The organism is Nocardioidaceae bacterium SCSIO 66511 (assembly GCA_023100825.1).
Classification (GTDB): domain Bacteria; phylum Actinomycetota; class Actinomycetes; order Propionibacteriales; family Nocardioidaceae; genus Solicola.
Genome location: CP095846.1, coordinates 3,045,432 through 3,068,846, shown reverse-complemented (window position 1 = coordinate 3,068,846; position 23,415 = coordinate 3,045,432). Strand labels below are relative to the sequence as shown.

At 68.1% G+C, this 23,415-nt stretch carries 24 protein-coding genes and 1 tRNA gene; 17 read left to right on the top strand and 8 right to left on the bottom strand.

Annotated elements, in window-relative coordinates:
* Nucleotides 1-69: 69 nt before the first annotated feature.
* Nucleotides 70-549 (top strand): carboxymuconolactone decarboxylase family protein, encoded by a 480-nt coding sequence (locus MU582_14430; protein UPK73627.1) that lies wholly within the window; start codon nucleotides 70-72, stop codon nucleotides 547-549.
* Nucleotides 550-652: 103 nt separating this feature from the next.
* On the opposite strand, the gene MU582_14425 is transcribed toward MU582_14430, so the two are convergent.
* A complete protein-coding gene (locus MU582_14425) occupies nucleotides 653-1,519 on the bottom strand; it encodes an NAD(P)H-binding protein (protein ID UPK73626.1) in 867 nt (288 codons plus the stop codon).
* 79 nt (nucleotides 1,520-1,598) lie between these two features.
* On the opposite strand from MU582_14425, the gene MU582_14420 reads away from it, so the two are divergent.
* Nucleotides 1,599-2,084, top strand: coding sequence for a MarR family transcriptional regulator (locus tag MU582_14420; GenBank protein UPK73625.1), 486 nt, complete (start codon nucleotides 1,599-1,601; stop codon nucleotides 2,082-2,084).
* Between the two features lie 42 nt (nucleotides 2,085-2,126).
* Here MU582_14420 and MU582_14415 read toward each other — a convergent pair whose 3' ends face one another.
* Nucleotides 2,127-3,194, bottom strand: coding sequence for an aminotransferase class I/II-fold pyridoxal phosphate-dependent enzyme (locus MU582_14415; GenBank protein ID UPK73624.1), 1,068 nt, complete (start codon nucleotides 3,192-3,194; stop codon nucleotides 2,127-2,129).
* Nucleotides 3,195-3,249: 55 nt separating this feature from the next.
* Between MU582_14415 and MU582_14410 the strand changes: the two genes are divergently transcribed.
* Nucleotides 3,250-4,368, top strand: coding sequence for a D-alanine--D-alanine ligase (locus tag MU582_14410; protein UPK73623.1), 1,119 nt, complete (start codon nucleotides 3,250-3,252; stop codon nucleotides 4,366-4,368).
* Nucleotides 4,369-4,389: 21 nt separating this feature from the next.
* Here MU582_14410 and MU582_14405 read toward each other — a convergent pair whose 3' ends face one another.
* Nucleotides 4,390-4,626 carry an Lrp/AsnC ligand binding domain-containing protein gene (locus MU582_14405; GenBank protein UPK73622.1) on the bottom strand — a complete coding sequence of 79 codons (237 nt, stop codon included), beginning with the start codon at nucleotides 4,624-4,626 and terminating at the stop codon, nucleotides 4,390-4,392.
* A gap of 75 nt (nucleotides 4,627-4,701) precedes the next feature.
* Here MU582_14405 and MU582_14400 point away from each other — a divergent pair, with 75 nt between their 5' ends.
* The gene (locus MU582_14400) at nucleotides 4,702-5,661 is read left to right on the top strand and encodes a thiamine-phosphate kinase (protein UPK73621.1); all 960 of its coding nucleotides are present in this window, start codon (nucleotides 4,702-4,704) and stop codon (nucleotides 5,659-5,661) included.
* 245 nt (nucleotides 5,662-5,906) lie between these two features.
* Here the strand turns inward: MU582_14400 and rpmB are convergent, their stop codons facing one another.
* Nucleotides 5,907-6,092 carry a 50S ribosomal protein L28 gene (gene rpmB / locus MU582_14395; GenBank protein UPK73620.1) on the bottom strand — a complete coding sequence of 62 codons (186 nt, stop codon included), beginning with the start codon at nucleotides 6,090-6,092 and terminating at the stop codon, nucleotides 5,907-5,909.
* Nucleotides 6,093-6,260: 168 nt separating this feature from the next.
* On the opposite strand from rpmB, the gene MU582_14390 reads away from it, so the two are divergent.
* The 7 genes from MU582_14390 to mutM all read left to right on the top strand — a co-directional run bounded on the left by MU582_14390 (nucleotide 6,261) and on the right by mutM (nucleotide 13,359).
* Complete coding sequence (locus tag MU582_14390) at nucleotides 6,261-7,856, top strand: DAK2 domain-containing protein (protein ID UPK73619.1); 1,596 nt, start codon at nucleotides 6,261-6,263, stop codon at nucleotides 7,854-7,856.
* A gap of 7 nt (nucleotides 7,857-7,863) precedes the next feature.
* Entirely contained in the window at nucleotides 7,864-10,047 is a 2,184-nt protein-coding gene (recG, locus tag MU582_14385; GenBank protein ID UPK73618.1) for an ATP-dependent DNA helicase RecG, read from the top strand.
* Nucleotides 10,044-10,604, top strand: coding sequence for a 16S rRNA (guanine(966)-N(2))-methyltransferase RsmD (rsmD, locus tag MU582_14380; protein UPK73617.1), 561 nt, complete (start codon nucleotides 10,044-10,046; stop codon nucleotides 10,602-10,604). Before recG ends, rsmD begins: the two co-directional genes overlap by 4 nt.
* 21 nt (nucleotides 10,605-10,625) lie before the next feature.
* Nucleotides 10,626-11,105, top strand: coding sequence for a pantetheine-phosphate adenylyltransferase (coaD, locus tag MU582_14375; GenBank protein UPK73616.1), 480 nt, complete (start codon nucleotides 10,626-10,628; stop codon nucleotides 11,103-11,105).
* 85 nt (nucleotides 11,106-11,190) lie between these two features.
* Nucleotides 11,191-11,775: a DUF177 domain-containing protein gene (locus MU582_14370; GenBank protein ID UPK73615.1), complete on the top strand. Its 585-nt coding sequence runs from the start codon at nucleotides 11,191-11,193 to the stop codon at nucleotides 11,773-11,775.
* Nucleotides 11,772-12,515: a ribonuclease III gene (gene rnc, locus MU582_14365; GenBank protein UPK73614.1), complete on the top strand. Its 744-nt coding sequence runs from the start codon at nucleotides 11,772-11,774 to the stop codon at nucleotides 12,513-12,515. Before MU582_14370 ends, rnc begins: the two co-directional genes overlap by 4 nt.
* On the top strand, nucleotides 12,508-13,359 hold the full coding sequence (gene mutM, locus MU582_14360) for a bifunctional DNA-formamidopyrimidine glycosylase/DNA-(apurinic or apyrimidinic site) lyase (GenBank protein ID UPK73613.1): 852 nt from the start codon (nucleotides 12,508-12,510) through the stop codon (nucleotides 13,357-13,359). The genes rnc and mutM overlap by 8 nt, the downstream gene beginning before the upstream one ends.
* 50 nt (nucleotides 13,360-13,409) lie before the next feature.
* Here the strand turns inward: mutM and MU582_14355 are convergent, their stop codons facing one another.
* The 3 genes from MU582_14355 to MU582_14345 form a co-directional block, all read right to left on the bottom strand.
* On the bottom strand, nucleotides 13,410-14,201 hold the full coding sequence (locus tag MU582_14355; GenBank protein ID UPK73612.1) for a helix-turn-helix transcriptional regulator: 792 nt from the start codon (nucleotides 14,199-14,201) through the stop codon (nucleotides 13,410-13,412).
* A 156-nt stretch (nucleotides 14,202-14,357) separates the two neighbouring features.
* Nucleotides 14,358-15,155, bottom strand: a complete 798-nt coding sequence (locus MU582_14350) for an alpha/beta hydrolase (protein UPK73611.1) — start codon at nucleotides 15,153-15,155, stop codon at nucleotides 14,358-14,360.
* Between the two features lie 126 nt (nucleotides 15,156-15,281).
* Nucleotides 15,282-16,094 (bottom strand): MBL fold metallo-hydrolase, encoded by an 813-nt coding sequence (locus tag MU582_14345; GenBank protein ID UPK73610.1) that lies wholly within the window; start codon nucleotides 16,092-16,094, stop codon nucleotides 15,282-15,284.
* A gap of 177 nt (nucleotides 16,095-16,271) precedes the next feature.
* Between MU582_14345 and MU582_14340 the strand changes: the two genes are divergently transcribed.
* The 6 genes from MU582_14340 (at nucleotide 16,272) to MU582_14315 (ending at nucleotide 22,633) form a co-directional block, all read left to right on the top strand.
* A complete protein-coding gene (locus MU582_14340) occupies nucleotides 16,272-17,534 on the top strand; it encodes a deoxyguanosinetriphosphate triphosphohydrolase (GenBank protein ID UPK73609.1) in 1,263 nt (420 codons plus the stop codon).
* Nucleotides 17,535-18,147: 613 nt separating this feature from the next.
* A complete protein-coding gene (gene dnaG, locus MU582_14335; GenBank protein ID UPK73608.1) occupies nucleotides 18,148-20,019 on the top strand; it encodes a DNA primase in 1,872 nt (623 codons plus the stop codon).
* Between the two features lie 15 nt (nucleotides 20,020-20,034).
* Nucleotides 20,035-20,928 carry a universal stress protein gene (locus MU582_14330; protein UPK73607.1) on the top strand — a complete coding sequence of 298 codons (894 nt, stop codon included), beginning with the start codon at nucleotides 20,035-20,037 and terminating at the stop codon, nucleotides 20,926-20,928.
* 58 nt (nucleotides 20,929-20,986) lie between these two features.
* A complete protein-coding gene (locus tag MU582_14325) occupies nucleotides 20,987-21,955 on the top strand; it encodes a sigma-70 family RNA polymerase sigma factor (GenBank protein UPK73606.1) in 969 nt (322 codons plus the stop codon).
* Nucleotides 21,956-21,972: 17 nt separating this feature from the next.
* The gene (locus MU582_14320) at nucleotides 21,973-22,488 is read left to right on the top strand and encodes a hypothetical protein (protein UPK73605.1); all 516 of its coding nucleotides are present in this window, start codon (nucleotides 21,973-21,975) and stop codon (nucleotides 22,486-22,488) included.
* Between the two features lie 72 nt (nucleotides 22,489-22,560).
* A tRNA-Asn gene (locus MU582_14315) sits at nucleotides 22,561-22,633 on the top strand.
* A gap of 60 nt (nucleotides 22,634-22,693) precedes the next feature.
* Here MU582_14315 and MU582_14310 read toward each other — a convergent pair.
* On the bottom strand, nucleotides 22,694-23,344 hold the full coding sequence (locus tag MU582_14310; protein ID UPK73604.1) for an HAD-IA family hydrolase: 651 nt from the start codon (nucleotides 23,342-23,344) through the stop codon (nucleotides 22,694-22,696).
* Between the last annotated feature and the right edge of the window lie 71 nt (nucleotides 23,345-23,415).

The window sequence follows — 23,415 nt, the reverse complement described above, 5'->3', positions numbered from 1 at the left end:
CTCAGGCCCGACCCGATCAGACGGTTGCGCATCTCCCGCGCAACTGGCAATCACAAAAAAGGAGAAGTAATGGAACCGCGTATCAACCCATTCCAGAACGAGACGGCCATGAAGGTGTTCAAGCACATCGGCGCCGCCGGGCAGGCGGTCATCAACTCGAAACTGCCGGCTTCGACGCGAGAGCTCGTCAACCTTCGGGCCAGCCAGATCAACGGCTGTGGCTATTGCACCGACATGCATGCAAAGGACCTAGCGCATGCCGGTGAGACCGCCGCACGGATCAACCTGGTTGCGACCTGGCGGGAGGCAACGGTGTTCACCCCGGCGGAGCGCGCCGCCCTCGAGCTGACCGAGCAGGGTACGCGCATTGCCGACGGCGCCGGAGGCGTTACCGACGATGCGTGGGCGGACGTCGTTGCGAACTTCGACGAGGAAGAGGTCGGTGCTCTGCTCGCGCAGATCTCGATCATCAACAGCTTCAACCGTTTCAACGTCATCAACAAGCAGCCCGCCGGCGATTACCAGCCCGGTCAGGCGCACTCGGCATAGCCGACGTCGATCGGGTGCGAGCCGTACCACCGCGGCAGGGGGGTGGTGGTACGGCTCGCACGTTCGCATCAGCCAACTCGGATTGGGGCATCAACGCCGGACATCACGCCGCCGTGTCGAAGGCGTGAGTATGGCGTACGGCCCACTCGGCGAACGTGGCCGGCCGCCGCCCGAGGAGTCGTTCGAGCTCCGGGCCGACTGCTGCCGGCACACCGATGCCTCGCCGCATGCGGGCGAAGTAGGCGTCGACGAAGTCCTCGTTCAGGCCGGCGGCGAGCATCCCTTGACGGGCGATCTCCGGCGGCACCTCCTCGAAGGTCAGCGGCCGCCCGAGCGCCTGTCCCAGCCGGTCGACGAGCTCTCTCTGATTCAGTGACTCGGGCCCCGTCAGCGCTACCTTCCGGCCGACCAGGTCGCTGTGCGTGAGCGCGAGCGTGGCGACCTCCGCGAGATCGGCGAGGTCGATAGGCGACTCGGCGAAGTCCGCGTACGCACCTCGTACGACGTCGCCCGAGCGAATCTGGGGGGCGTACATGCCGATGGCGTTGGTCGGGAACCACGTCGGTCGCAGAGCGACCCACTCCATCCCCGAGTCGACGACGGCTCTCTCGACCTCCGCGTTGCGGTCGCCGTTGAGTCGGGACGGTTGCTGTGCCGGATTGTCGTCCACATTGGTCGCGGAGAGCACGACCGCGCGGCCGACCCCTCGTTCTGCGGCCATGGCAAGCAGTCGGTCGGCTCCCATTCCGACCGCGCGTGGATTCACGAAGATCGCAGCCGCCCCGTCGATGGCCTCGCCGATGATGTCCGGGTTACTCGGGTCACCGAGGTGAATCTCGGCCTGGTCGGGTAGCGCCGACGCACCGAGGCGGCTCCGGGTCACGGCACGCACCCGATGGCCTCCCGCGATCAGCTGCCTGACCAGCAATCGGCCGACGTTGCCGGTCGCCCCCGTCACAACGATCGTCATCTGTCTTCCTCTCCGTCCCGGACGCCCGGGAACTGATACCATTTAGTGTGAAACCAATAACGTATGAAAACCGTAACATATGACATCAGGACGAAGTTCGGGAGATGCCAACCGACGTCGGCTGCAGCAGCGGGTGAAGGACTCGCTACGCGCGCTGAACAACGAGCTGACCATGCTCGATCTGCGGGTGGGTAGCGGCGTCGGGCTGAAGTCCATCGACCTGGAGTGCCTCGATATCATCTCCCGCCGTGGGCCGATGACGCCGAGTGCGGTAGGCCGGTTGTCCGGGCTGCACCCGGCGACCCTGACGGGGATCCTCGACCGACTCCAGAAGAGCGGCTGGATTGAGCGGTCCCGTGATCCCGATGCCGCCGACCGTCGGACCGTCGTCGTACGCGCGCTGCCGGATCGACTCCCGGAGCTCTACGCTGGTTATCGAGGGATGAACGACTCGGTCGACGCGCTGTGCGCCGACTTCACCGCCGAACAGCTCGAGACGATAGACGCGTTCTTGAGCCGCGTGGCGCAAGCGGGGAGCAATGCCGCGGGTGATCGCCGGACCTGAGCATCAACGTGCATCGGTGTGGGCGGGCGTACGGCACCAGCCTCAGTCGGGCAGCCCATCCAGGGCGGTCTCCAGATCTCGCCATAGGTCGTCGACGTCCTCGATGCCGACCGACATCCGGATCAGGTTCTCGGGAACGGTGTCGGACTCCGATGACCATCGGCGCCGGCGTTCCCAGGTCGACTCGACGCCGCCGAGGCTGGTGGCGTTCACCCACAGGAGTCCCGACCGCGTCAGGAGTTCCGCAGTGGGTGCGCCACCGCGTACCTCGATCGCGATCATCGAGCCGAAGCCCGGGTAGCGTACGCGTTCGATCGCATCGTGCGCGTCGAGTCGTCGGGCGAGTTCGGCGGCGTTCGACTGGGCGCGCTCGAGGCGCAGATGGAGCGTACGTACGCCGCGGGCGGCCAGCCAGGACTCGAGTACTCCGGGCGTCGACCCGAGCGTGCCCCTCCGTTCGTCGATGGCCTTGTGCACCTCGTCGTCGCGGGTGACGACCGCGCCGATCACGGCGTCGCTGTGACCGGCGAGGTACTTGGTCGCCGAGTGCACGACGATGTCGGCGCCGAGGTCGAGCGGACGCTGCACCAGGGGAGTGGCGAAGGTGTTGTCGACGACGACTCTGGCGCCCGCCTCGTGGGCCGCCGCCGCGATGGCCTCGATGTCGGCGACCTCGAGCATCGGGTTCGTCGGCGACTCGAGCCACACGATCGCCGCGTCGTCGCAGGCGGCAACCACCTGTGCGGTGTCCTCGACGTCGACTCGTACGACGTTGAGCAGGCCGCGTTGCTCGCGTTCGCTCAGGATGGTCAGCACCCCGAGGTAGGCGTGGCGTGGCACCACGACCTTCTCGCCCGGGGTGATCAGGTCGACGATCGCGCTCACCGCTGCGAGCCCGCTGGCGAAGGTGAGCGCGCGACCGCCCTCCAACCGCCCGAGCACCTCCTCGAAGGCCTCCCACGTCGGGTTGGCATATCGCCCGTACTCACGGTCGCCACCGGCGACGTACGTGCTCGCCGGGGTGATCGCGGTGTTGAGCGGGTTGTCGATCTCCCGGGCCGGGCGGCCCGCGGTGACGGCGACGGTTTCGGGCGAGAACGGGTCATCCATGGCCACATTGTGTCGCGCGGCCCGCGGCCGCCGCGGGCGGGTAGTCTCGTGCGGGATGAGTAGCGAATCCACCCACCGCCCCCGTATCGCCGTCGTCTTCGGCGGCAAGTCGAGCGAGCACGGCGTCTCCTGCCTGACCGCGCGGGAGGTGATGCGCGCCATCGACACAGATCGGTACGAGGTCGTGCCGATCGGCATCACGAGGGAGGGCCGCTGGGTTTTGCAGCCCGGTGAGCCGCAGGTACTGGAGGCCGGCGGGCTCCCTGAGCTCACCGAGGACGGTCCGGACATCGCGATCAGCAACGACCCGCGGCGCAACGAGGTCGTCGTACGCGAGTCTGCGTCGGCCCCGTCGACGTTCGGCGCGGTCGACGTGGTGTTCCCGCTCCTGCACGGGCCATGGGGCGAAGACGGCACCCTTCAGGGTCTGCTGGAGATGGCCGGCACCCGCTACGTCGGCCCGGGAGTGCTCGCGAGCGCCGTTGGTATGGACAAGCAGTACATGAAGCTCGTGTTCGCCGCCGAGGGGCTGCCACAGCTCCCGTACGTCGTGATCCGTCCACGGGAGTGGAAGGACGACCCCGACGCCGTGCGCGAGTCGGTGGCGTCGCTGCACTATCCGGTGTTCGTCAAACCGGCACGGGCAGGCTCGAGCTTCGGCGGGTCACTCGTACGCACACCCGATGCGCTCGGCGACGCGGTCGCACTGGCGCAAGAGCACGATCCGAAGGTGATCGTCGAGGCCGCCGCACAAGGTGCGCGCGAGGTCGAATGCGGCGTACTGGAAGACCTGACCGGGCGGGCGCATGCGAGCGTTGCCGGAGAGTTGGTCGTCGCGTCGGGTGAAGGTCACGACTTCTACGACTTCGACGCGAAGTACCTCGACGGGTCGACCACATTGAACATTCCCGCTGACATCCCCGACGCCGTCGCCGACCGAATCCGCTCCTACGCCGTACGCGCGTTCGAGTCGCTCGGATGCGAAGGGCTGAGCCGGGTCGACTTCTTCGTACTCCCCGACGACCGGGTCGTCATCAACGAGCTGAACACGATGCCGGGCTTCACGCCGACGTCGATGTTCCCGCAGCTGTGGGCGGCGTCGGGCATCGACTACCCGGCACTCGTCGAGCGGCTGATCGCGCTCGCATCGGCCCGCGACACGGGTCTGCGCTGAGCGTGCCGCCGCGCCCGGTGGTCAGATGTGGACGACCGGGCAGGTGAGCGTACGGGTGATGCCGTCGACGTTCTGGACGTTCTCGACGACGAGGGCGCCGAGCTCATCGACGTTGGTCGCCTCGGCGCGCACGATCACGTCGTAGGGGCCGGTGACGTCTTCGGCCAAGGTGACGCCCTTGACTCCGGCGATGGCCGCCGCGACATCCGCCGCGCGACCGACCTCGGTCTGGATCAGGATGTACGCCTGCACCACCATGGGAAATCCTCCGCTCGTCGACTGGCCCCGTCACCCTACCGGACAGGTGCCCGGATGGTGGGACAAGATACTCGCATGAGTTCTGCATCGGGAGCGGCAACGACCATCTCGGATCTCGGCGAGTTCGGCTTGATCGACGCGGTGACCGCCGGACGCTCGGACGCGCCGCAGGTGCTGATCGGTCCGGGCGACGACGCGGCCCAGGTCGCCACACCGGGCGGGTCGATTCTGATCTCGACCGACACGATGGTCTCTGGCCGGCACTTCCGCTTCGACTGGTCCAGCGCGTACGACGTCGGACGACGTGCCGCTGCGGCCAACCTCGCCGACATCGCCGCGATGGGCGGAGTCGCGACGGCCCTGACGATCGGCTTCGCCGCTCCCGGAGATCTCGAATCCTCCTGGGCGGTCGACCTGTCGCAGGGCATCGCGGATGAAGCCGCGCTCGTCGGCGCGCATATCGTCGGCGGCGACGTCACCGCTGCCGACGAAGTGATGGTGTGCATCACGGTCATCGGGCGCGCGGGTGAGCGGGTCGTACGCCGCAGCGGTGCGCAGCCCGGTGAGGTCGTCGGACTACGTGGGCGTATCGGCTGGGCCGCCGCCGGACTCGCCGTGTTGGGGCGAGGGTTCCGGTCACCGCGGATCGTGGTCGAGGCGCATCGGCGGCCGGAGCCCCCGTACGACGCGGGGCCGCAGGCGGCCGATGCCGGCGCGACGAGCATGATCGACGTCAGCGACGGACTGCTCGCCGACCTCGGTCACATCGCCGACAGCAGCGGCGTCGCGATCGACGTCGAGTCGGGGGCGTTCGAGGTCACCGAACCGCTCGTGTCGGTGGGAGCTGCGATCGGGGTCGATCCGAGGTCGTTCATGCTCACCGGCGGCGACGACCACCCGCTGGCGGCGACGTTCCCGGAGGGCACACCGCTGCCGGATGGCTGGACCCGTATCGGTGAGGTACGCGAAGGCACCGGTGTCACCGTCGACGGCGAGGAGTACGAGGACGCCGCCGGCCACGAGCACTTCAGATAGTCCGCCGACTCGCGCCTGGGCCGACGTTGCCCCGTGAATTACCACGGGCCCGTGGTAATTCACGCCGCTACGTAGCAAGTTTGCTGGTGAGTGGCGGGGTTTGCTATGGGCCCGTGGTATTCCGCGCCGCTACGTAGCAAGTTTGCTGGTGAGTGGCGGGGTTTGCTGTGGGCCCGTGGTATTTCACGCCGCGAGCGGGCATACGAACGGCCCCGCCGGTGGCGGGGCCGTCGTGGATGTTCAGCTCAGCGGGTGACCTTGCCGGCCTTCAGGCAGGAGGTACACACGTTGAGGCGCTTCGGCGTGCCGTTGACGGTTGCCCGCACCCGCTGGATGTTCGGGTTGAACCGACGGCGCGTACGCCGATGCGAGTGGGACACGTTGTTGCCGAAGCCAGGTCCCTTGGCACAGATGTCGCAGACCGCAGCCACCGCACACACTCCCAGTTGATCGAAAAGACTCGTTCGGATGTCGCTCGAAGCGGCCGAGTCGGCCGATCCCGTCGCGGGATCATGCGAGCAACCGGAACAGGATATCCGATCCACCACTCGGCACGCCAATCGGCATCCGGTCGGTTGCGGTGACTAGTCTTCATGCTCATGGCCGTGACGCTCACTCCCGACGGATTTGCACGCTGGGCGCGTGCGTGCGTCGACGCATTGGGTGCGGCGCGGGCCGAGATCGATGCACTGAACGTGTTCCCCGTGCCCGACAGCGACACCGGCACCAACGTCTATCTCACCTTCGAGGCCGCTGCGTCTGCGGCCGGCAAGGAGCATGAGCTGGCGCCCATGATGGCGGCGTTCGTCGACGGCGCACTGCTCGGCGCCCGGGGCAACTCGGGCGTGATCATGGCGCAGTTCGTACGCGCGGTCGCACGCGATCTGACCGAGACGATCGACCCCGGGGGACTCGCGGCGGCACTCGAGCATGCCAGCCGCGCGGCGTACGACGCGGTCGGTACGCCCGTCGAAGGCACGATGCTGACGGTGGCGCGCTCCGCCGCCACGGCCGCCAGCGCACGTGCAGCTGCGGGTGCCACTCTCGTCGAGGTGCTGACGGCGGCCTCGGGCGCTGCCCGAGAGGCGCTGACGCACACCCCCGAGCAACTCGACCGACTTCGCGACGCAGGCGTCGTCGACGCCGGCGGGCGAGCGTTGGTGGTGGTCCTCGACGCGACCGAGAAGGTGTTCACCGGCCGTTGGCACGCCCCGCCGGCTGGCGCGCTCGGCGATCGGGAGATCCCCACTCCCTCGCTCGACGCCCCGGGCGACCCCGATGGCCCCAGCTATGAGGTGATGTACCTCCTCGACGCACCCGATACCGCTATACCCGACCTGCGGGATGCCCTTGCGCCGTTGGGCGACTCGCTGGTCGTCGTCGGCGGTGACGGGCTGTGGAACGTCCATGTGCACGTCGACGATGTCGGTGCCGCGGTCGAAGCCGGTATCGCCGCAGGTAGACCGCACCGGATCGAGGTCACCCATTTCGCCGACGCGGCGGCAGGTCGTACGCACGACGGCCGATCGACCTCCGGTCGGGCGGTCGTGTTCGCGGCGGCCGGACCCGGCCTTGCAGCCTTGTGCGCGGAGGCGGGCGGCCACGTACTCGAGTTCAGCCTCGGGCAGCGGCTCGTGGCGGCCGACGTGCTCCGCGAGATGACCGCGAGCGACGCCGCCGAGGTGATCGTGCTGCCCAACCACGGTCCGTACGTGCCGGTCTGCGAGGCGGCCGCGATCCAGGCCCGGGCGGCAGGGCTGCGGGTGGCAGTGATTCCGACTCATACCCAGGTGCAAGGTCTCTCGGCGCTGGCGGTGCACGAGCCCGGCCGCGGCTTCGACGACGACGTCGTGGCGATGACGACGGCCGCCGGGCACACCCACCACGGCGCCGTAACAGTGGCGCGAGAGCACGGTATGACGATGGCCGGGCCTTGTGAGCCGGGTGACGTGCTCGGCGTCATCGAGGGTGAGTTCGCGATGGTCGGAGACGATCTGGTCAGTGTCGCGTACGACGTCATCGACCGCCTCTGGACGGGCAGCACGGAGATGATCACGGTGGTGTGTGGCGAGGATTGCCACGACGGTCTCGTCGACGCGCTGCGTGAGCGGTTGCACGGCGTACGCCCCGACGTCGACACAGTCGTGTACGAAGGCGGTCAGAGCCGCTACCCGATGCTGTTGGCAGTGGAGTGACGCGTACGTGAGCATCGACCTGGCGACCAGCCTCGAGCGCGAGCTCGGCGCGCGTACGGCCAACCCGCTGAAGAAGAAGCTCGAGCTGGAGACCGTCGGCGACCTGCTCCACCACTACCCGCGCCGCTACCTCGACCGCGGCTCGCTCACGGATCTGTCGGCACTGCGTGAGGGTGAGCACGTCACGGTCATCGCCCGGGTCCTCAGTGCGAAGGACTACCGGTTCAAGAACCGCCGCGGCATGCGCACCGAGGTGGTCATCACCGACGGCACCGGACGTCTGCTGCTGACCTTCTTCAACCAGCGCTGGCTGACCAAGACCGTGCACGAGGGCGTTCAGGGACTCTTCGCGGGCAAGGTCGACTCCTATCGCGGCAACCTGCAGCTGACCCATCCGGAGTTCGAGATCCTCGGCGGCGACCAGGAGGGATCCCGCCTCACCCGGTCGGTGATTCCGATCTACCCGGCCGCCACCAAACTCGCTTCGTGGCAGATCGCGAAGTCGGTCGAGATCGTGCTCGACCAGGTCGGCGACCTTCCCGATGTGCTGCCCGCCGACGTCCGCGAGCGCCATGGTTTCGTGGGCGCCAAGGAAGCGCTCGAGGGCGTACACCGCCCCGAAGACCGGTCTCAGCTCAAACAGGCGCAGCGCCGGCTGCAGTACGAAGAAGCCTTCGTCACCCAGACGGTCCTGGCTCGCCGCAGGTACGCGACCGCACACGAGTCCGCCGTCTCGCGGCCGGTCACCGCCGACGGGTTGCGTACGCGTTTCGAGGAGCGGTTGCCGTTCGAGCTCACCGACGGCCAGCGTGAGGTCGTCGCCCAGTTGAGCGACGAGCTCGCGGGCACGGTTCCGATGCAGCGCCTGTTACAGGGCGAAGTCGGGTCCGGCAAGACGATCGTCGCACTGCTCGCGATGCTGCAGGTTGTCGACTCCGGCGGCCAGGCTGTTCTGCTCGCGCCGACCGAGGTGCTCGCGCAGCAGCATCAGCGCTCGATCACCGGCATGCTCGGTTCACTCGCGGCGGGCGGCATGCTCGGCGGCGAGCCCGGAGCCACCCGGGTGCGGTTGCTCACGGGTTCGATGGGGGCGAAGGCACGTAAGGAGTCGCTCCTCGACGCGGCGTCCGGTGAAGCCGGCATCGTCATCGGTACGCACGCACTTCTCGAAGACCCCGTCCAGTTCGCCGACCTCGGGCTGGTCGTGATCGACGAGCAGCACCGATTCGGTGTCGAACAACGCGCCGCACTCGCGGAGAAGGCCGCCGCGAAGCCGCACGTACTCGTGATGACGGCGACGCCGATACCTCGCACGGTGGCCATGACGAGCTTCGGTGACCTCGAGACGTCCACGCTGCGCGAGCTTCCCGCCGGGCGACAGCCGATCCAGACGAACGTCGTCTCGGTTCGAGACAAACCCGACTGGCTCGTACGCGCGTGGCAGCGCGTACGAGAGGAGGTCGAGCGCGGCCGGCAGGCGTACGTCGTGTGCTCGCGCATCGGTGACAACGACGGGCCCGCCTCCGAAGAGCCGGCCGATTCGCCAGACCTCGAGGACGACGAGGCCGAAGACCGCCCGACGCCGATCTCCGTACTCGCGCTGTACGAGCAGCTGTCCGACGGCCCGCTGTCCGGTCTGCGCATCGCCGTGCTGCACGGCCGGATGCACGCAGACGAGAAGGACGCCACGATGCGTCGGTTCGCCGACGGCGAGCTCGACGTCGTCGTGTCGACGACCGTGATCGAGGTCGGGGTCGACGTACCCAACGCGTCGGTGATGGTCGTGATGGACGCCGACCGCTTCGGCGTCTCCCAACTGCACCAGCTGCGCGGCCGAGTCGGTCGCGGCGACGCGCCCGGCCTGTGTCTCCTCGTCACCGCCACCGAACCCGACGGCCCGTCCCGAGAGCGCCTCGAGGCGGTCGCGGCGACCACCGACGGGTTCCAGCTGGCTCGCCTCGACGTCGAGCTGCGGCGCGAGGGCGACGTGCTGGGGTTCCGACAGTCCGGTGGGCGGTCGGCGTTCCATTTCCTATCGGTCGTACGCGACGAAGACGTCATCGAGCAGGCCCGGGCCGACTCCTGGCAGACCATCGAGACCGACCCCGAGCTCGACGGGCAGCCGGCGCTGCTCGACGCCGTGCTCGACCTCGAACGCACCGACCAGGCCGACTATCTGGAGCGCTCGTGACGCGCATCATCGCGGGTACCGCGGGTGGTCGCCGCATCGCCACACCGCCCGGCGACGCAACCCGCCCGACGACCGACCGCGTACGTGAGGCGTTGTTCTCCTCGCTCGAATCCCAGCTCGGCGGCTGGGACGACGTACGGTTCCTCGACCTGTTCGCGGGCTCTGGCGCGAACGGCCTCGAGGCCCTGTCGCGCGGAGCCGTCCACGCTACCTTCGTCGAGGCCGACCGAAAGGCAGCGGCGCTCATCTCCCGCAACGCCGAGAGCTTGGGTCTCGGGGCTGCCGCAGAGGTCGTCGCGGCATCGGCTTCGACGGCCGTCGAGCGGCTGAGCGCCGCGTACCACGCTGTGCTCCTCGACCCGCCGTACGACTACGCCGACGAATCGCTCGGCACGCTGTTGGGCGCGCTCGAGAGCCGGGGAGTCCTCGCCGAGGACGCGATCGTGGTGGTCGAGCGTGGCCGACGTTCGAACGAGCCGCAGTGGCCCGACCACGTCGAGGCGACTCGTTCGAAGAAGTACGGATCCACCGTGCTTTGGTACGGTCACCGTGCCTGACGTCGAGCAGGAAGGTCGAGAATGCGCAAGGCGGTGTGCCCGGGATCGTTCGACCCGGTGACGAACGGACACCTGGACATCATCTCGAGGGCCGCGAAGCTGTTCGACGAGGTCGTCGTGCTGGTCGGCGCCAACGAGAGCAAACGTGGACTGTTCGACGTCGCGGAGCGGATCGAGCTGCTCGAGTCGGTCGTCGCGGACTACCCCAACGTACGCGTCGACTCGTTCACGGGGCTGCTGGTCGGCTATTGCACCGACAACGACATACACGCGATCGTCAAGGGTCTTCGCGCGGTCACGGACTTCGACTACGAGCTGCAGATGGCGCAGATGAACGGCAGCCTGGCCGAGGTCGATACGGTCTTCGTACCGACGAGTCCTGACTATTCGTTCCTGGCGTCGAGCCTGGTGAAGGAGGTTGCGCGCCATGGCGGAGACGTCTCGGCTCTCGTACCTCCACAGGTACTCGGTGCCCTCAGAACGCGGCTTTCGAGCGCCTGACCGTGCACGCTGTCGGCCCCGATCGGTAACCTGGACGGTGCCCAGAACCGGTCCGGACCACGGACCCCTAACTCGGAAGTGAGATTTGGCGACCCTCGACTCGCGAGCACCGCTGGTGCTCGACACCCATGAACTCGGCCGCCGGCCCGGAGCCGAGCGCGAGGTCGTGCTCGACGCACCCGCACCCGCAGATCTCGGCGTCGACATGCTGCGCGTGCCCGAGGGCGACCCGATCGCGCTCACGCTGCGGCTCGAATCGGTCATGGAGGGCGTACTCGTCACCGGCACGGCGAGCGTCGACCTGGTCGGTGAATGCGTGCGCTGTCTGACGGCGCTGACCGACTCGTTCACCGCCGACATCCAAGAGCTCTACCTCTACGACGACGCCGATCCCGACGAGGACGAGGAGACCAGCCGGATGGAGGGCGAGCTGCTCGACCTCGAGCCCGCCGTCCGCGATGCCATCGTGTTGTCGCTGCCGCAGAACCCCCTGTGCACCCCTGACTGTCAGGGGCTGTGCCCGGTGTGCGGGTTCCGCCTGGCCGACGATCCGAGCCACAGTCACGAAGCGGCGCTCGACCCCCGATGGGCGGCGCTGCGCGATCTCGACGTCGGGGATGACTCCGCGTCCACTCAGGGGGACACACCGGAGGAGAAGGAGTCATCGTGACCGCAGGCGACGTCGCACCGGGCCATCTGGAGGACACTCGCGAGCTCGCCGAAGCACTCGGCGTGCCCTCGCTCGAGCCCGAGCGGCTGTCGCATGCGCTCACGCACCGTTCGTACGCGTACGAACACGGCGGAGTGCCCAACAACGAGCGGTTGGAGTTCCTCGGAGACTCCGTGCTCGGCGTGATCATCACCGACACCCTCTACAACGCGCACCCCGACCTGTCGGAGGGGCGGCTCGCGAAGCTTCGCGCGGCGGTCGTCAACGCACGCGCGCTCGCCGACGTCGCTCGCACGGTCGGCATCGGCGCGTACATCCGGCTCGGCCGCGGCGAGGAGACTACGGGCGGGCGCGAGAAGGCGTCCATCCTGTCCGACACTGTCGAGGCGCTGCTCGGCGCGATCTACCTGCAGTTCGGATTCGACCGGGCGGCTGAGGTCGTGCATCGGTTGTTCGACCCGCTGCTCGACGTCGCCGCGAACCTCGGCGCCGGCCTCGACTGGAAGACGAGCCTGCAGGAGATCGCGGCCGACAACAATCTCGGCGTTCCGGAGTACCTCATCTCCGAGAGCGGGCCCGACCACGCCAAGACGTTCACGGCGAAGGTACGCGTCGGCGCCGAGGTCTTCGGTGAGGGCGTCGGGCGTTCGAAGAAGGAGGCCGAGCAGCAGGTCGCCGAGACCGCGTGGCGCACGATCAAGGAGCAGCTCCCGGTCGCTGAGCCGGGCGCCAATGCCTGAGCTTCCCGAGGTCGAGGTCGTACGCGCCGGCCTCGAACGATATGCGGTCGGCCACAGCATCAAGCGGGTGAGCGTCCTGCATCCGCGGCCGGTGCGCCGACACATCGCCGGGCCGCGAGACTTCGCGGACCGCCTCGTCGGGCGCTCTTTCACCGCCGCCCGCCGTCGCGGCAAATACCTCTGGCTGCCGCTCGACGACGGCGACGCCGTGCTCGTCCATCTCGGCATGAGCGGCCAGGTGCTCGTACGTGATTCATCGGAGTCACCGGAGAAGCACTTGCGGGTCGTCTTGGAGCTCGATGCGCCGTACGACGTGCGCTACGTCGACCAGCGGATGTTCGGTGGGCTGTCCCTCAGCGAGGAGGGCGCCGTGCTCCCCGCCGAGATCGCGCACATCGCGCGTGACCCGCTCGATCCGCAGTTCGACGACGCGGAGTTCACCGAGCGGTTGCGGAGTAAACACACGGGGCTCAAGCGTGCGCTCCTGGATCAGTCGCTCGTTTCGGGCATTGGCAACATCTACGCCGACGAGGCGCTGTGGCGCGCCCGGCTGCATTACGCCCGACCGACGGAGACCCTCCGCCGTACCGAGATCGCGCGCGTACTCGACGCGGTGCGCGCAGTCATGAACGAAGCGCTTGCGGCGGGCGGCACGTCGTTCGATGCCTTGTATGTCAACGTCAACGGCGAGAGCGGCTACTTCGAGCGCTCGCTGAACGTCTACGGTCGCGATGACGAGCCTTGCCGTCGTTGCGGTACGCCGATCCGGCGTGACGCGTTCATGAACCGTTCGTCGTACACCTGCCCCCGGTGCCAGCCGCGGCCGCGACGCGCACGCTGGTAGGGATTCGTCAGCGGCGGAAGCTTCTTTGGCGGGGTAGGCAGCGGCAACGCCTAGATGTCGCTGGCGACGGAGTACTCGAAGGCGATGAGGCGCTGATTGGTGTGGTCGTCGACGGTGACGTGGGCATGCAATGCTGAACCGCCGTTGCTGGCTGTCCAGATCTGCTTGTCGCGCCCGTCGTAGACGTGCTGGGCGTCCCAGGCGCGCTGAAACTCGCCGCTGCGTTCCATCAGAGCGCTCACGAATTGCCGGCCGCGTGGGTCTCCGGCGAGGTCGCGGCGAGTGGCCGCCGCGCGCAGTTCGCCTGCCTGCGCTGCGGAGTACGCATCGCGCTGGTCGGCGGGGAAGGCGGCGCGGACTGGCTCGTGGCAGAACCAGCGCTCGTAGACGTTGGCGCGGCCCAGCCCTTCTGCGACGATCCAGGGGAACAGGCGATCTGCGGCGGAGTTCTGGGCGAGTACGTCGCCGAGGTCGTTGACTACCTGGGCGGGGACGTCGCCGAGGTTGTCCATCAGGAAGACCAGCCCGGGCACGGGCGAGTCCGCTTGGGTGGCTTCAGGCGCAGCGCGCCCGGTCAGCCTGTGCAAGTGCGCCCGCCCCGCAGCGGTAAGTTCGAGTGCATCGGCCAAGGCGTCGGTGACGGCGGGGGAGGGCATCGATGCTGCCCGGCCTTGCTCCAGCCGCGTGTAGTAGTCCACCGAAATGGCCCCCAGGGCCGCGACATCTTCCCGCCGCAGGCCCGGAGTCCTGGCGCGGCTGCGCGCCGGCGCGGGCAGTGCCTCGCGCCGAGCGCGGAGGAACTCACCGAGCTGTTGGACACGGCTCGGGCCTTTGACGGTCATTGGACAAGCCTACGTCCGGAGCGACCCGCAGCACCGCTGAGCAGCACCACTGCCGCGCCGACCGCCGAGCAGCAGGAACCCGCCGTAGGCGACAGCGTAGGCCGACGTGACCCAGTGCGTGCGCCAGCGCGATGATCGGCGGGAGCGATCAGGCCGTCACGGCCGGCCGGGGAGCGCGAGGGCGAAGTCGGAGACGAGCTCGGTGAACTCGTCCGGCCTCTCGAACGTCATCACGTGCCCGCTGTCCAGCGTCGACGTGCGGCTGTCGGGGATCAGCCGGGCGAGTGCTGCGACGGCGTGCGCAGGGATGGTCGCGTCATGGCGGCCGGCGATCAGTAGCGTCGGGACGCTGACCCGCTGCGCGTACCCGGTGACGTCGATGCGTGAACCCAGCCGGATCTGCCGCATAAGCGCGGAGGTCGGGGTCAGGTTCGGCACCAGAGCCTCGACATCGGCATGGGGCATTCTGGCCAGGTGTGCCGGACTGAACCCGGTGAGGGTGGAGAACCTGCCGAAGGCATCGGCATCGGAGGCCGTCCGCAGCCACACGTCGTAGAGCAGGGACAGGTAGGGGTCGTCTGCTGTGTTGGCCCAGCTGGCCGCCACGACCAGGCCGTTCACCCGGTCCGGCGCTGTGGCCGCGATGGTGACGGCGACGGGGCCGCCCAGGGAGAATCCGAGGACGACGAAGTCCGACAATCCGCTGGCATCGGCGACCCCAAGGACCTGCGCGGCCAGCAGCTCGACCGTGAGCTCGGCGTCGCCGTCGTCCACGGCTGGCGTGCCGGATAGTTCCGGCATCACCACGGTGAAGGACTTCTGCAGATCACCGAGCAAGTGTCCGAACGCGATGTCTGCCCCCGGTCCGGTGCCGTGGACCAGCACCAGCCCGGGACCGTGGCCGGTCTGCTCGTAGGGGATGTCGACTCCGTCCACCGTGGCCATGGATTTCATGCGTCTCTTCCTTCGTTTTGCGGGTCATCCTCGGAAAGCCTCCTGCAGTTGGGCGATCGCAACCAGGCCCGCGCTATCCCAGGACATCCTGGCCCTGGCATGTGTTTGAGAGGATGCAAGTGTGAGTCAGCCCGGGCCGGTCAGATGGTCGTGGTCCCCGCGCGCCCAGGCTGCGTGCCGGTGTGCGGACCTTCGTACTCGGGCTTTCGCATCGCGGGTGATCGATCGACCGAAGTTGCCGTAGATACGGTCGAAGTCGTAGCGCTCGATGTGGTCGGCGATGCGAAGGACGACCGTTGGGGAGAGCGGGATCCGGTTCGGATAGGACCGCATGAACGCCAGCGATTCGCCATCGGGGTTGACGGCCACCGTGTCGCCGGTGTGCAGCACCCCTGCGCCGTCTTCCCCCGACCAGTGCACCACCGCGCTGCCGGGGAAGTGCCCGCCCGGTTGCGAGGCGACGACGCCCGGGACGAGCTCGACTTCCTTCTCCCAGATGACAACCGACGATGGCGTGAGACCGAGCCACTCCCGGTCGAGGGACGAGATGTAGACCCTGGCGTCGTCGAGCGCGCGGGACCACTGCGACTGGAGTCCGTACATGTGCGGGTGCGACGCGATGATTGCCCGAAGCGGGCCGAGTGCGCGCACGGCCTCGACCGCCTCGTCGGTGATTGACGCGGGCGCTTCGACCATCACGTTGCCTGCCTCGGTCACGATGACCTTGGCCTGCTGGCCGATTCCGGGACCGCCGTCGACGGCGATCGACCACAGCCCGGGCTCGCTGGGAAACACGTCGATCCCGCCGTACTCCGCGGGATCGACCCAGCGCTGTCGCCGATCGTCGGCCAGATACTGCCGCTCGTCTGCGCAGATGGGGCACACCTCCGGAAGAGCCTTCGCGTCGTACTCGACTCCGCACACCGTGCACTGCGACACGGAAAGAGGCCGTGTCGTCCCTGCCGAACCCGAATGATCCATCGCGTCTCCTCACGATCGGCACCAAGTCTCAAACCTCATGTTGACTTAAGGTCAAGCCGTCCCGGCGAGCACGTGTCCGGGATCGGGGAGTGAGCGGAGCCTCCAACAGATCGCTGTGCGGATACTCTGCATTCGATGAATGAGCCCATGTACGGCGACGAGGCGCGCGAGCGCCGCGTACCCGAGCCGTCGAAGCGACCGGACCGCACGCCTTTCGAGCGCGACCGGGCGCGGGTGCTGCATTCTGCCGCGCTTCGTCGGCTCGCGTCGAAGACCCAGGTCGTCGGTCCGGCGACGAACGACTTCGTCCGCAACCGGCTCACGCATTCGCTGGAGGTCGCGCAGATCGCGCGTGAGATCGGCAAGGCGCTCGGCTGCGACCCGGATCTTGTCGAGACGGCGGCGCTCGCGCATGACCTCGGGCATCCGCCGTTCGGACACAACGGTGAGCGTGCGCTCAACCAGGCCGCGGCGGAGTGCGGCGGGTTCGAAGGCAATGCTCAGACGCTGCGGATCATTGCGCGGCTCGAGCCGAAGACGTTCGCATCCGACGGGTCCAGCGTCGGGCTCAACCTCACCCGCGCGTCAATGGATGCCTGCGTGAAGTACCCGTGGCTGCGCTCGGATGCGCCGACACCAGCGGGGTCGCACGCCGACGGTTCACCGAAGCTCATCCGCAAGTTCGGGGCGTACGAGGACGACCTGGACGCGTTCCGCTGGGCACGTAAGAGTGCCGAAGGTCGGGCGCGTTGCATCGAGGCGCAGGTGATGGATCTGTCCGATGACATCGCGTACTGCGTACACGACCTCGAGGATGCCGTGGTCGGCGGCCGCATGCGCCTCGACCAGATCGACGACGACCGCAATGGTGTGTGGGAGACGGCGCGCGACTGGTACGTACGCGACGCGACCGCCGACGAGCTTGATGCCGCGCTCGACCGGCTGCGCGGGATGGACGAATGGCCGACCGCGCCGTACGCCGGCTTGCGAGGCGACCTCGCGGCGCTGAAGAGCCTGACGAGTGCGCTGATCGGGAGGTTCGCGCTGTCGGCGCGTGCCGCGACGCGTGAGGCGTACGGCAACCACGGTCTGAGCCGCTACGCGGCCGACCTCGTCGTGCCCGCGCCGACGCGCGCCGAGATCGCCGTCCTGAAGGCGATCGTGGCGCACTTCGTGATGCGAGCAGATGACCGGATCACCCAGCTGCGTGATCAACGAGCGTTGATCCACGGCCTCGTCGACGTCGGCCGAGCACGCGGCGCCGACGTGCTGGAGGCGTCGTTCGCGGCCGACTTCGAGCTCGCGGCAGACGACTCCGCGCGCCTGCGGGTCGTGGTCGACCAGGTCGCCTCGCTCACCGACGACTCCGCTCGCGACTGGGCGCGGCGACTGCTCTGAGCGCATCCCAGCGGGGATGGTCCGTGTGACTACCCGCCTGCCCGGCTCGGCGTTCGTTGTCGGCTCTCGCTGCTACTTGGGCTAGGCAAAGGACGCGGCGACGCGCGGAGGCGGCTCTTCGGCTCGGGTTGCTTGGCGGCGTACGTGCCACTTCAATATTGGAGCGGGCTAATGTTCGGTTTTCGGGGTCACATCCGTACCGGTAGTCGCTGGCGTACCGACGGGCACGGCAACGTGTCACTTTGCACGATGTCCCTGCCATGCAAAGCGGTACTTCACCATGTTTACTTGGTGAACCACCACCCACCGACCCCGCAACAGCCGACCAGAGCGGGTTAGCCGGCAAGGAACCCGAAATCGTAGCTGCGGCTCCCGCGTCGCCGCGTCTTTTGCCTAGCCCGAGTAGCGGGAAAGCCGACAGCGGGCCGAAATCGGGCAAGCGGGTAGTCGTGCGGTTAGAAGCGGCAACGCCGACAGCGAGCGGAGTCGGGCAAGCGGGTAGTCGCACCGCAGAAGCCGGAAAGCCGACAGCGAAGCCGAGTCGGGCAGGCGAGTAGTCGTACGGTACGGAAGCGGAGACGCCGCGCCTCATCGGGCGCACTACACTCCGATTGTGGCCGGCCGGATTCGTGACGAAGACATCGCACTCGTACGCGAGCGCGTGCGCATCGACGAGGTGATCGAGCAGCACGTCACGCTGCGCAACGCCGGCGGCGGGAGCCGCAAGGGCCTCTGTCCTTTCCACGACGAGAAGTCGCCGTCGTTCAACGTAACGCCCTCGCGGGGCATGTACTACTGCTTCGGCTGCGGTGCCGGGGGTGATGCGTTCACATTCCTGCAGGAGGTCGAAGGCATCACCTTCACCGAGGCGGTCGAGCGGCTCGCGGGTCGCGTCGGCGTCCAGCTGCGGTACGTCGACGGCGGGGGCGGGCCGCGTCGCGACCCGAACCAGCGCGCGAGGTTGGTCGAGGCAAACCGTCGCGCCGCCGCGTACTACGTCGAGCAGCTCACCTCGGCCAGCGACGCGCGTACGGGCCGACAGTTCCTGACCGACCGCGGGTTCGACCGCGAGGCTGCCGAGACCTTCGGCGTCGGGTTCGCCCCGCGCGGCGGAGAGGCGCTGCTCGCCCACCTGCGCGCGGCCGGGTTCTCCGACGACGAGCTGCTCAAGTCCGGACTCGTCGCATCCGGGTCGCGCGGAGCGTACGACCGGTTCCGCGGCCGGCTGATCTGGCCGATCCGCGATGTCGCCGGAGATGTCGTCGGGTTCGGTGCGCGACGGTTGTTCGACGACGACCGGATCGAGGCGAAGTACCTCAACACACCCGAGACACCGATCTACAAGAAGAGCCAGGTCCTGTACGGCGTCGACCTCGCCCGACGGCCGATCTCGAAGGCATCGCAAGCCGTCGTCGTTGAGGGATACACCGATGTGATGGCCTGCCATCAGGCCGGTGTGACGACCGCGATTGCAACCTGTGGCACGGCGTTCGGCCCCGACCACGCGCGCATTCTGCGCCGGCTCATGCTCGATCACGATGAGTTCCGTGGCGAGGTCATCTTCACCTTCGACGGCGACGAAGCCGGCCAGAACGCCGCGATGCGCGCCTTCGAGGGCGACCAGCAGTTCGTTGCCCAGACCTACGTCGCGGTCGAGAGCGAGGGTCTCGACCCGTGCGATCTCAGGCTGCAGCAGGGTGACGCCGCCGTACGAGAGCTGATCGCCAAGCGGGTGCCGTTGTACCGCTTCGTACTCGCCAACGTCGCCCGCAAGTACGACCTCGACCGCGCCGACCAGCGGGTCGACGCGACGGCGGAGGCTGCCCGACTCGTCTCGGCGATCCGCGACCGTTCGAAGGTCGACGCGTTCGCGCGCGAGATCGCCTCGACGATCGGGGTCGACGTCGATGACGTACGTGCGCAGATCCGCCGCGCAGGTCAACGCGGCAGTGGCGATCGGCAGCAACGCGAGCAGGCCGACGTACGACCGCCGGCGCCCGATGCTCCGTCGCTCGGCGAGGAGCGGTTCGCCGACGAGCGCGAACTGCTGCAGGCGATCGTGCAGTACCCGCAGGTCGCCGCGGGCCGGCTCGACGGGATCGACGCGGACGACTTCGCCCATCCCACGGCTGCGGCCGTGTGGACCTTGATCGAGAAGCACCCACCGTCGGCGGCGTCCGATGCCGCTTGGGTGCCCGAACTGCGCGACGCGGCGTCCGACGACGCGACGCGGTCGGTGCTCGCGGCACTGGCGACGCAGCCGTTGCGCACGAACGGCGACGTCACCGAACCCCTCATGTCGGCCCTCGTCGCCCGGGTGCAGGAGCTCACGACGCTCCGTCGCATCGCCGAGCTCAAGTCGAGGTTGCAGCGCACGAACCCGGTCGACGAGGTGAGTGACTACAACCGGATGTTCGGCGAGTTGGTCGCTCTCGAGCAGCAGCGCCGTACGTTGCGGGAGCGCGCCGTCGGGGGAGTGGCGTAGACAAGGGAGGACACCATGGACGAAATGCGGCCGATCGTCGTCGGAACGGACGGATCCGCAACGAGTCAGCCGGCGCTCGACGTGGCGGCCGTCGAGGCGGCTCGTAGCGGCGCACCGCTACGAATCGTGCACGTGCTCATCTTGTCGCAGGCGTACGCCGCGCCCGAAGTCATCCTCGAGGCCGGCACCTTGGACTACCTCCGTGCCGAGGCGGAGAGGGTGCTCTCCGAAGCGGCTGCGTACGTGACCGAGCGCCACCCTGGCCTCACCGTGTCGACGGCTCTGGCGACGAGTCCACCGGCGCCTGCGCTGCGGAGCGAGTCCGAATCGGCGAGCCTCATCGTGCTCGGTTCGCGCGGACTCGGCGGGTTCAAGGGCCTCCTGCTCGGTTCGGTCACCGTTCAGGTCGCAGCGCACGCCGCATGCCCTGTCCTCGTTGTCCCATCGGGCGCCGGGGACGCTGACCAAGCCCGTGACCCTCGGCTCACGGGTCCGGTGATCGTCGGAGTCGACGGGTCGGATGCCTCGGGTCGTGCCGTCGAGCGCGCGTTCGACCGGGCCCAGGACCTCGACACCGATCTCATCGCCGTACACGGCTGGACCGACCCGGTCTCGACCGGACCGTACGATCCGCTGCCGACGGTCTACGACGTCGAGGTCATCGAACAGGAGGAGTCCCGGTTGTTCGACGAGGCGCTCGACGGCTGGGATGAGCGCTATCCCGAGGTGAGTGTGCACCGTCGCTTCGTACGTGATCACCCGGCCAAGGCCATCCTCGCTCAGGCGGTCGAAGGGTCGGTTGTGGTCGTCGGGTCGCGCGGCCGCGGCGGCTTCAAGGGTTTGCTGCTCGGCTCCGTGAGCCAATCGGTGTTGCAGCATGCCACCTGCCCTGTGGAGATCGTGCGCTAACCACAGGGAGCTCCACAGTCGGTCGCCGCCGTACGAGAGTCGGTCCACAGGCGGCCTGATGACGCTTTTGCCTCCGCAGTCCTCGGTCGAGACTTGGCGCGACGACACGATCGGGGAGGCAACGATGGCCGGCGAGACGGCACGCACCACGTACGACACGACGGATCCGGGGCTCCACGCGTACCTGAACGCGATCGGGCGGATCCCGCTGTTGTCTCCGCGAGACGAGCGCCGGCTCGGCGCGTTGGTGGCTGCCGGCCAGCGTGCGCGACGTCGGCTCGCGGCGTCGACCGGCGGCGACGAGGAAGAGCTGCGAGCCGCAGTCGCCGCTGGAGATGCCGCGCGGAGCGCGATGATCAGCGCGAACCTGCGACTCGTGGTCACGCTGGCGCGCCGCATCGGCGTACGCCAGGTCCCGTTGCTCGATCTGGTCCAGGAGGGCAACGTCGGGCTGATGCGCGCTGTCGAGAAGTACGACGAGTCGCTCGGCTTCCGCTTCTCCACGTACGCGACGTGGTGGATCCGGCAGGCGATCTCGCGGGCGATCCCGGAGCACCGCACGATTCGGGTGCCGCAGCAGTCGTACGAGCAGCTCAACCGCTGCCGCAAGGCCCGTGATGCGATTGAAGAGGCGACAGGTGTGCCCGGCACCTCGAGTGAGATCGCCGCGGCGGTCGGGTTGAGCGAGCATCGCGTCGAAGACCTGATGCGCTCCGACCAGCCGCTCCTGTCGCTCGAGTTCGGCGATGAGACGGCAGATGAGCTGATGGGCGACGCCGACGACCCCTGGGTGGTAGCGCATCGACGAGAGACCCGCCGACGTCTCGAGTCGATCATCGCCGAGCTCGTCGAGCCCGACCGCTCACTCATCCGGTTGCGGTTCGGCTTCGACGGCTCGCCGTTGACGTTGGCGCAGGCCGCGACGCGGCTCGGCATCACCCGGCATGTCGCGCGCCGACTCGAGGATGAAGCCCTCGACCGCATCGGCCGTACGCGATACGTCACCGCGCTCGTGGGTGATGATTGATCAGGCATCATGGAGACATGGGATGGAAGCCACGTCGAGACCGACTGCCTCGTGAGGTGCTCTCAGCGCTTGACCTGACCCGCGGAGAGCGGGTGCTTGCGTTCGGACGCGCCGACGACGGGGTATGGCTGGTCGGCACCGATCGATCCCTCTACCTCGGCAGCGATACGTTCGTCGGGATCCCCTGGGAGCACGTTGAGCATGCGACCTGGGACCGCGACGAATCCGCCCTGGTGGTCGACGAGGTAGCCGATTTCGGCGAACCGCACCCTCGCCACGTCGTACACCTCGATGACCCGCGGCGGCTCCTGCAGCTGATCAACGAACGAGTGACGGCAAGCATTCTGCTCACCCGCAACGTCCCCATCGAGGGCAGCAAGGGCCTGCAGATCGTCGCCCGCCGCTCACCCGTGCGTACCGGCGATGTGGAGTTCTCGTTCCTGCTCGCGAACGGCCTCGACCCGGCCTCCGGCGCCGTACGCGAGGCGCGCCGCCGCGGGCTCGAACTCGCCCGCGTCGACCTCGGCCTGTGAGCAACCGGCCGTTTTCACGTTCGGCCGACCGACTTGCTACGCTGTCTTGCGCACGGCATCACGATGCCGCGATCCCCTGTAGCTCAATTGGCAGAGCAGCCGGCTGTTAACCGGCAGGTTACTGGTTCGAGTCCAGTCGGGGGAGCACAAAGAGTTCGTCCGAAACATGCGACGCTGGCATGTTCCGCCTCAGTAAAGCTCCAAGCTACGAGGGAATGCCACCATCACGGCCGAGGACGTCCTGGAGTAATGGGGTGAGTGTGTCGTGCTCAGCCACTGGGGCGGGCAAATCGCCGCGGTCCATGCGGACGCGGTTGTGCCACCAGACAGGCATGCCCACAGAGGCAGCGCCGGGGAGGTCGAACTTCGAGCCGGCGACGAACAGGACACGCTCGGCGGGCAGCTCGAGTCGGCTCAGCGCCAGTTCGTAGGGCTCGGGGCGTGGCTTGTACGCTCCAGCCGCCTCCGACGTCACGACGACCTCGAGCGCATCGCCGAGCTTTGCCGCGGCCGAGCGACCCAAGGCCTCCGAGCAGTTCGTGACGACGCCGAGTCTGACTCCGGCCGCCGACAGCTCTCGTAGGACGTCGGGTACTTCGGGCCATGCGCGCAGCTCGCCCCATCGGTGAGTGAGCTCGTCTTGGAGCGCGCTGTCGAGCCCCTGCGCTGACGAGGCTTCAGCAACCAGTTGGTCGTAGGGGCGGTAGTCTCCAGCGGCGTAGGTTCTGCGCAGGTACTCGTCGCGCCACCTCCGGCCAACCGCAGGGCTCCCGGCGACATCGGTCCAAAGCGTCCATGAGTCCAATAGGGCAGTGAGTAGATCGAAGAGAACTGCGTCGTATCTGTGGACGGTCACGAACGTGCCTCCTGGGGCGTAGGGCCATTGACGAGTGCGACGAGCCGTTCGAACGCCACTGAAGTCTTCTT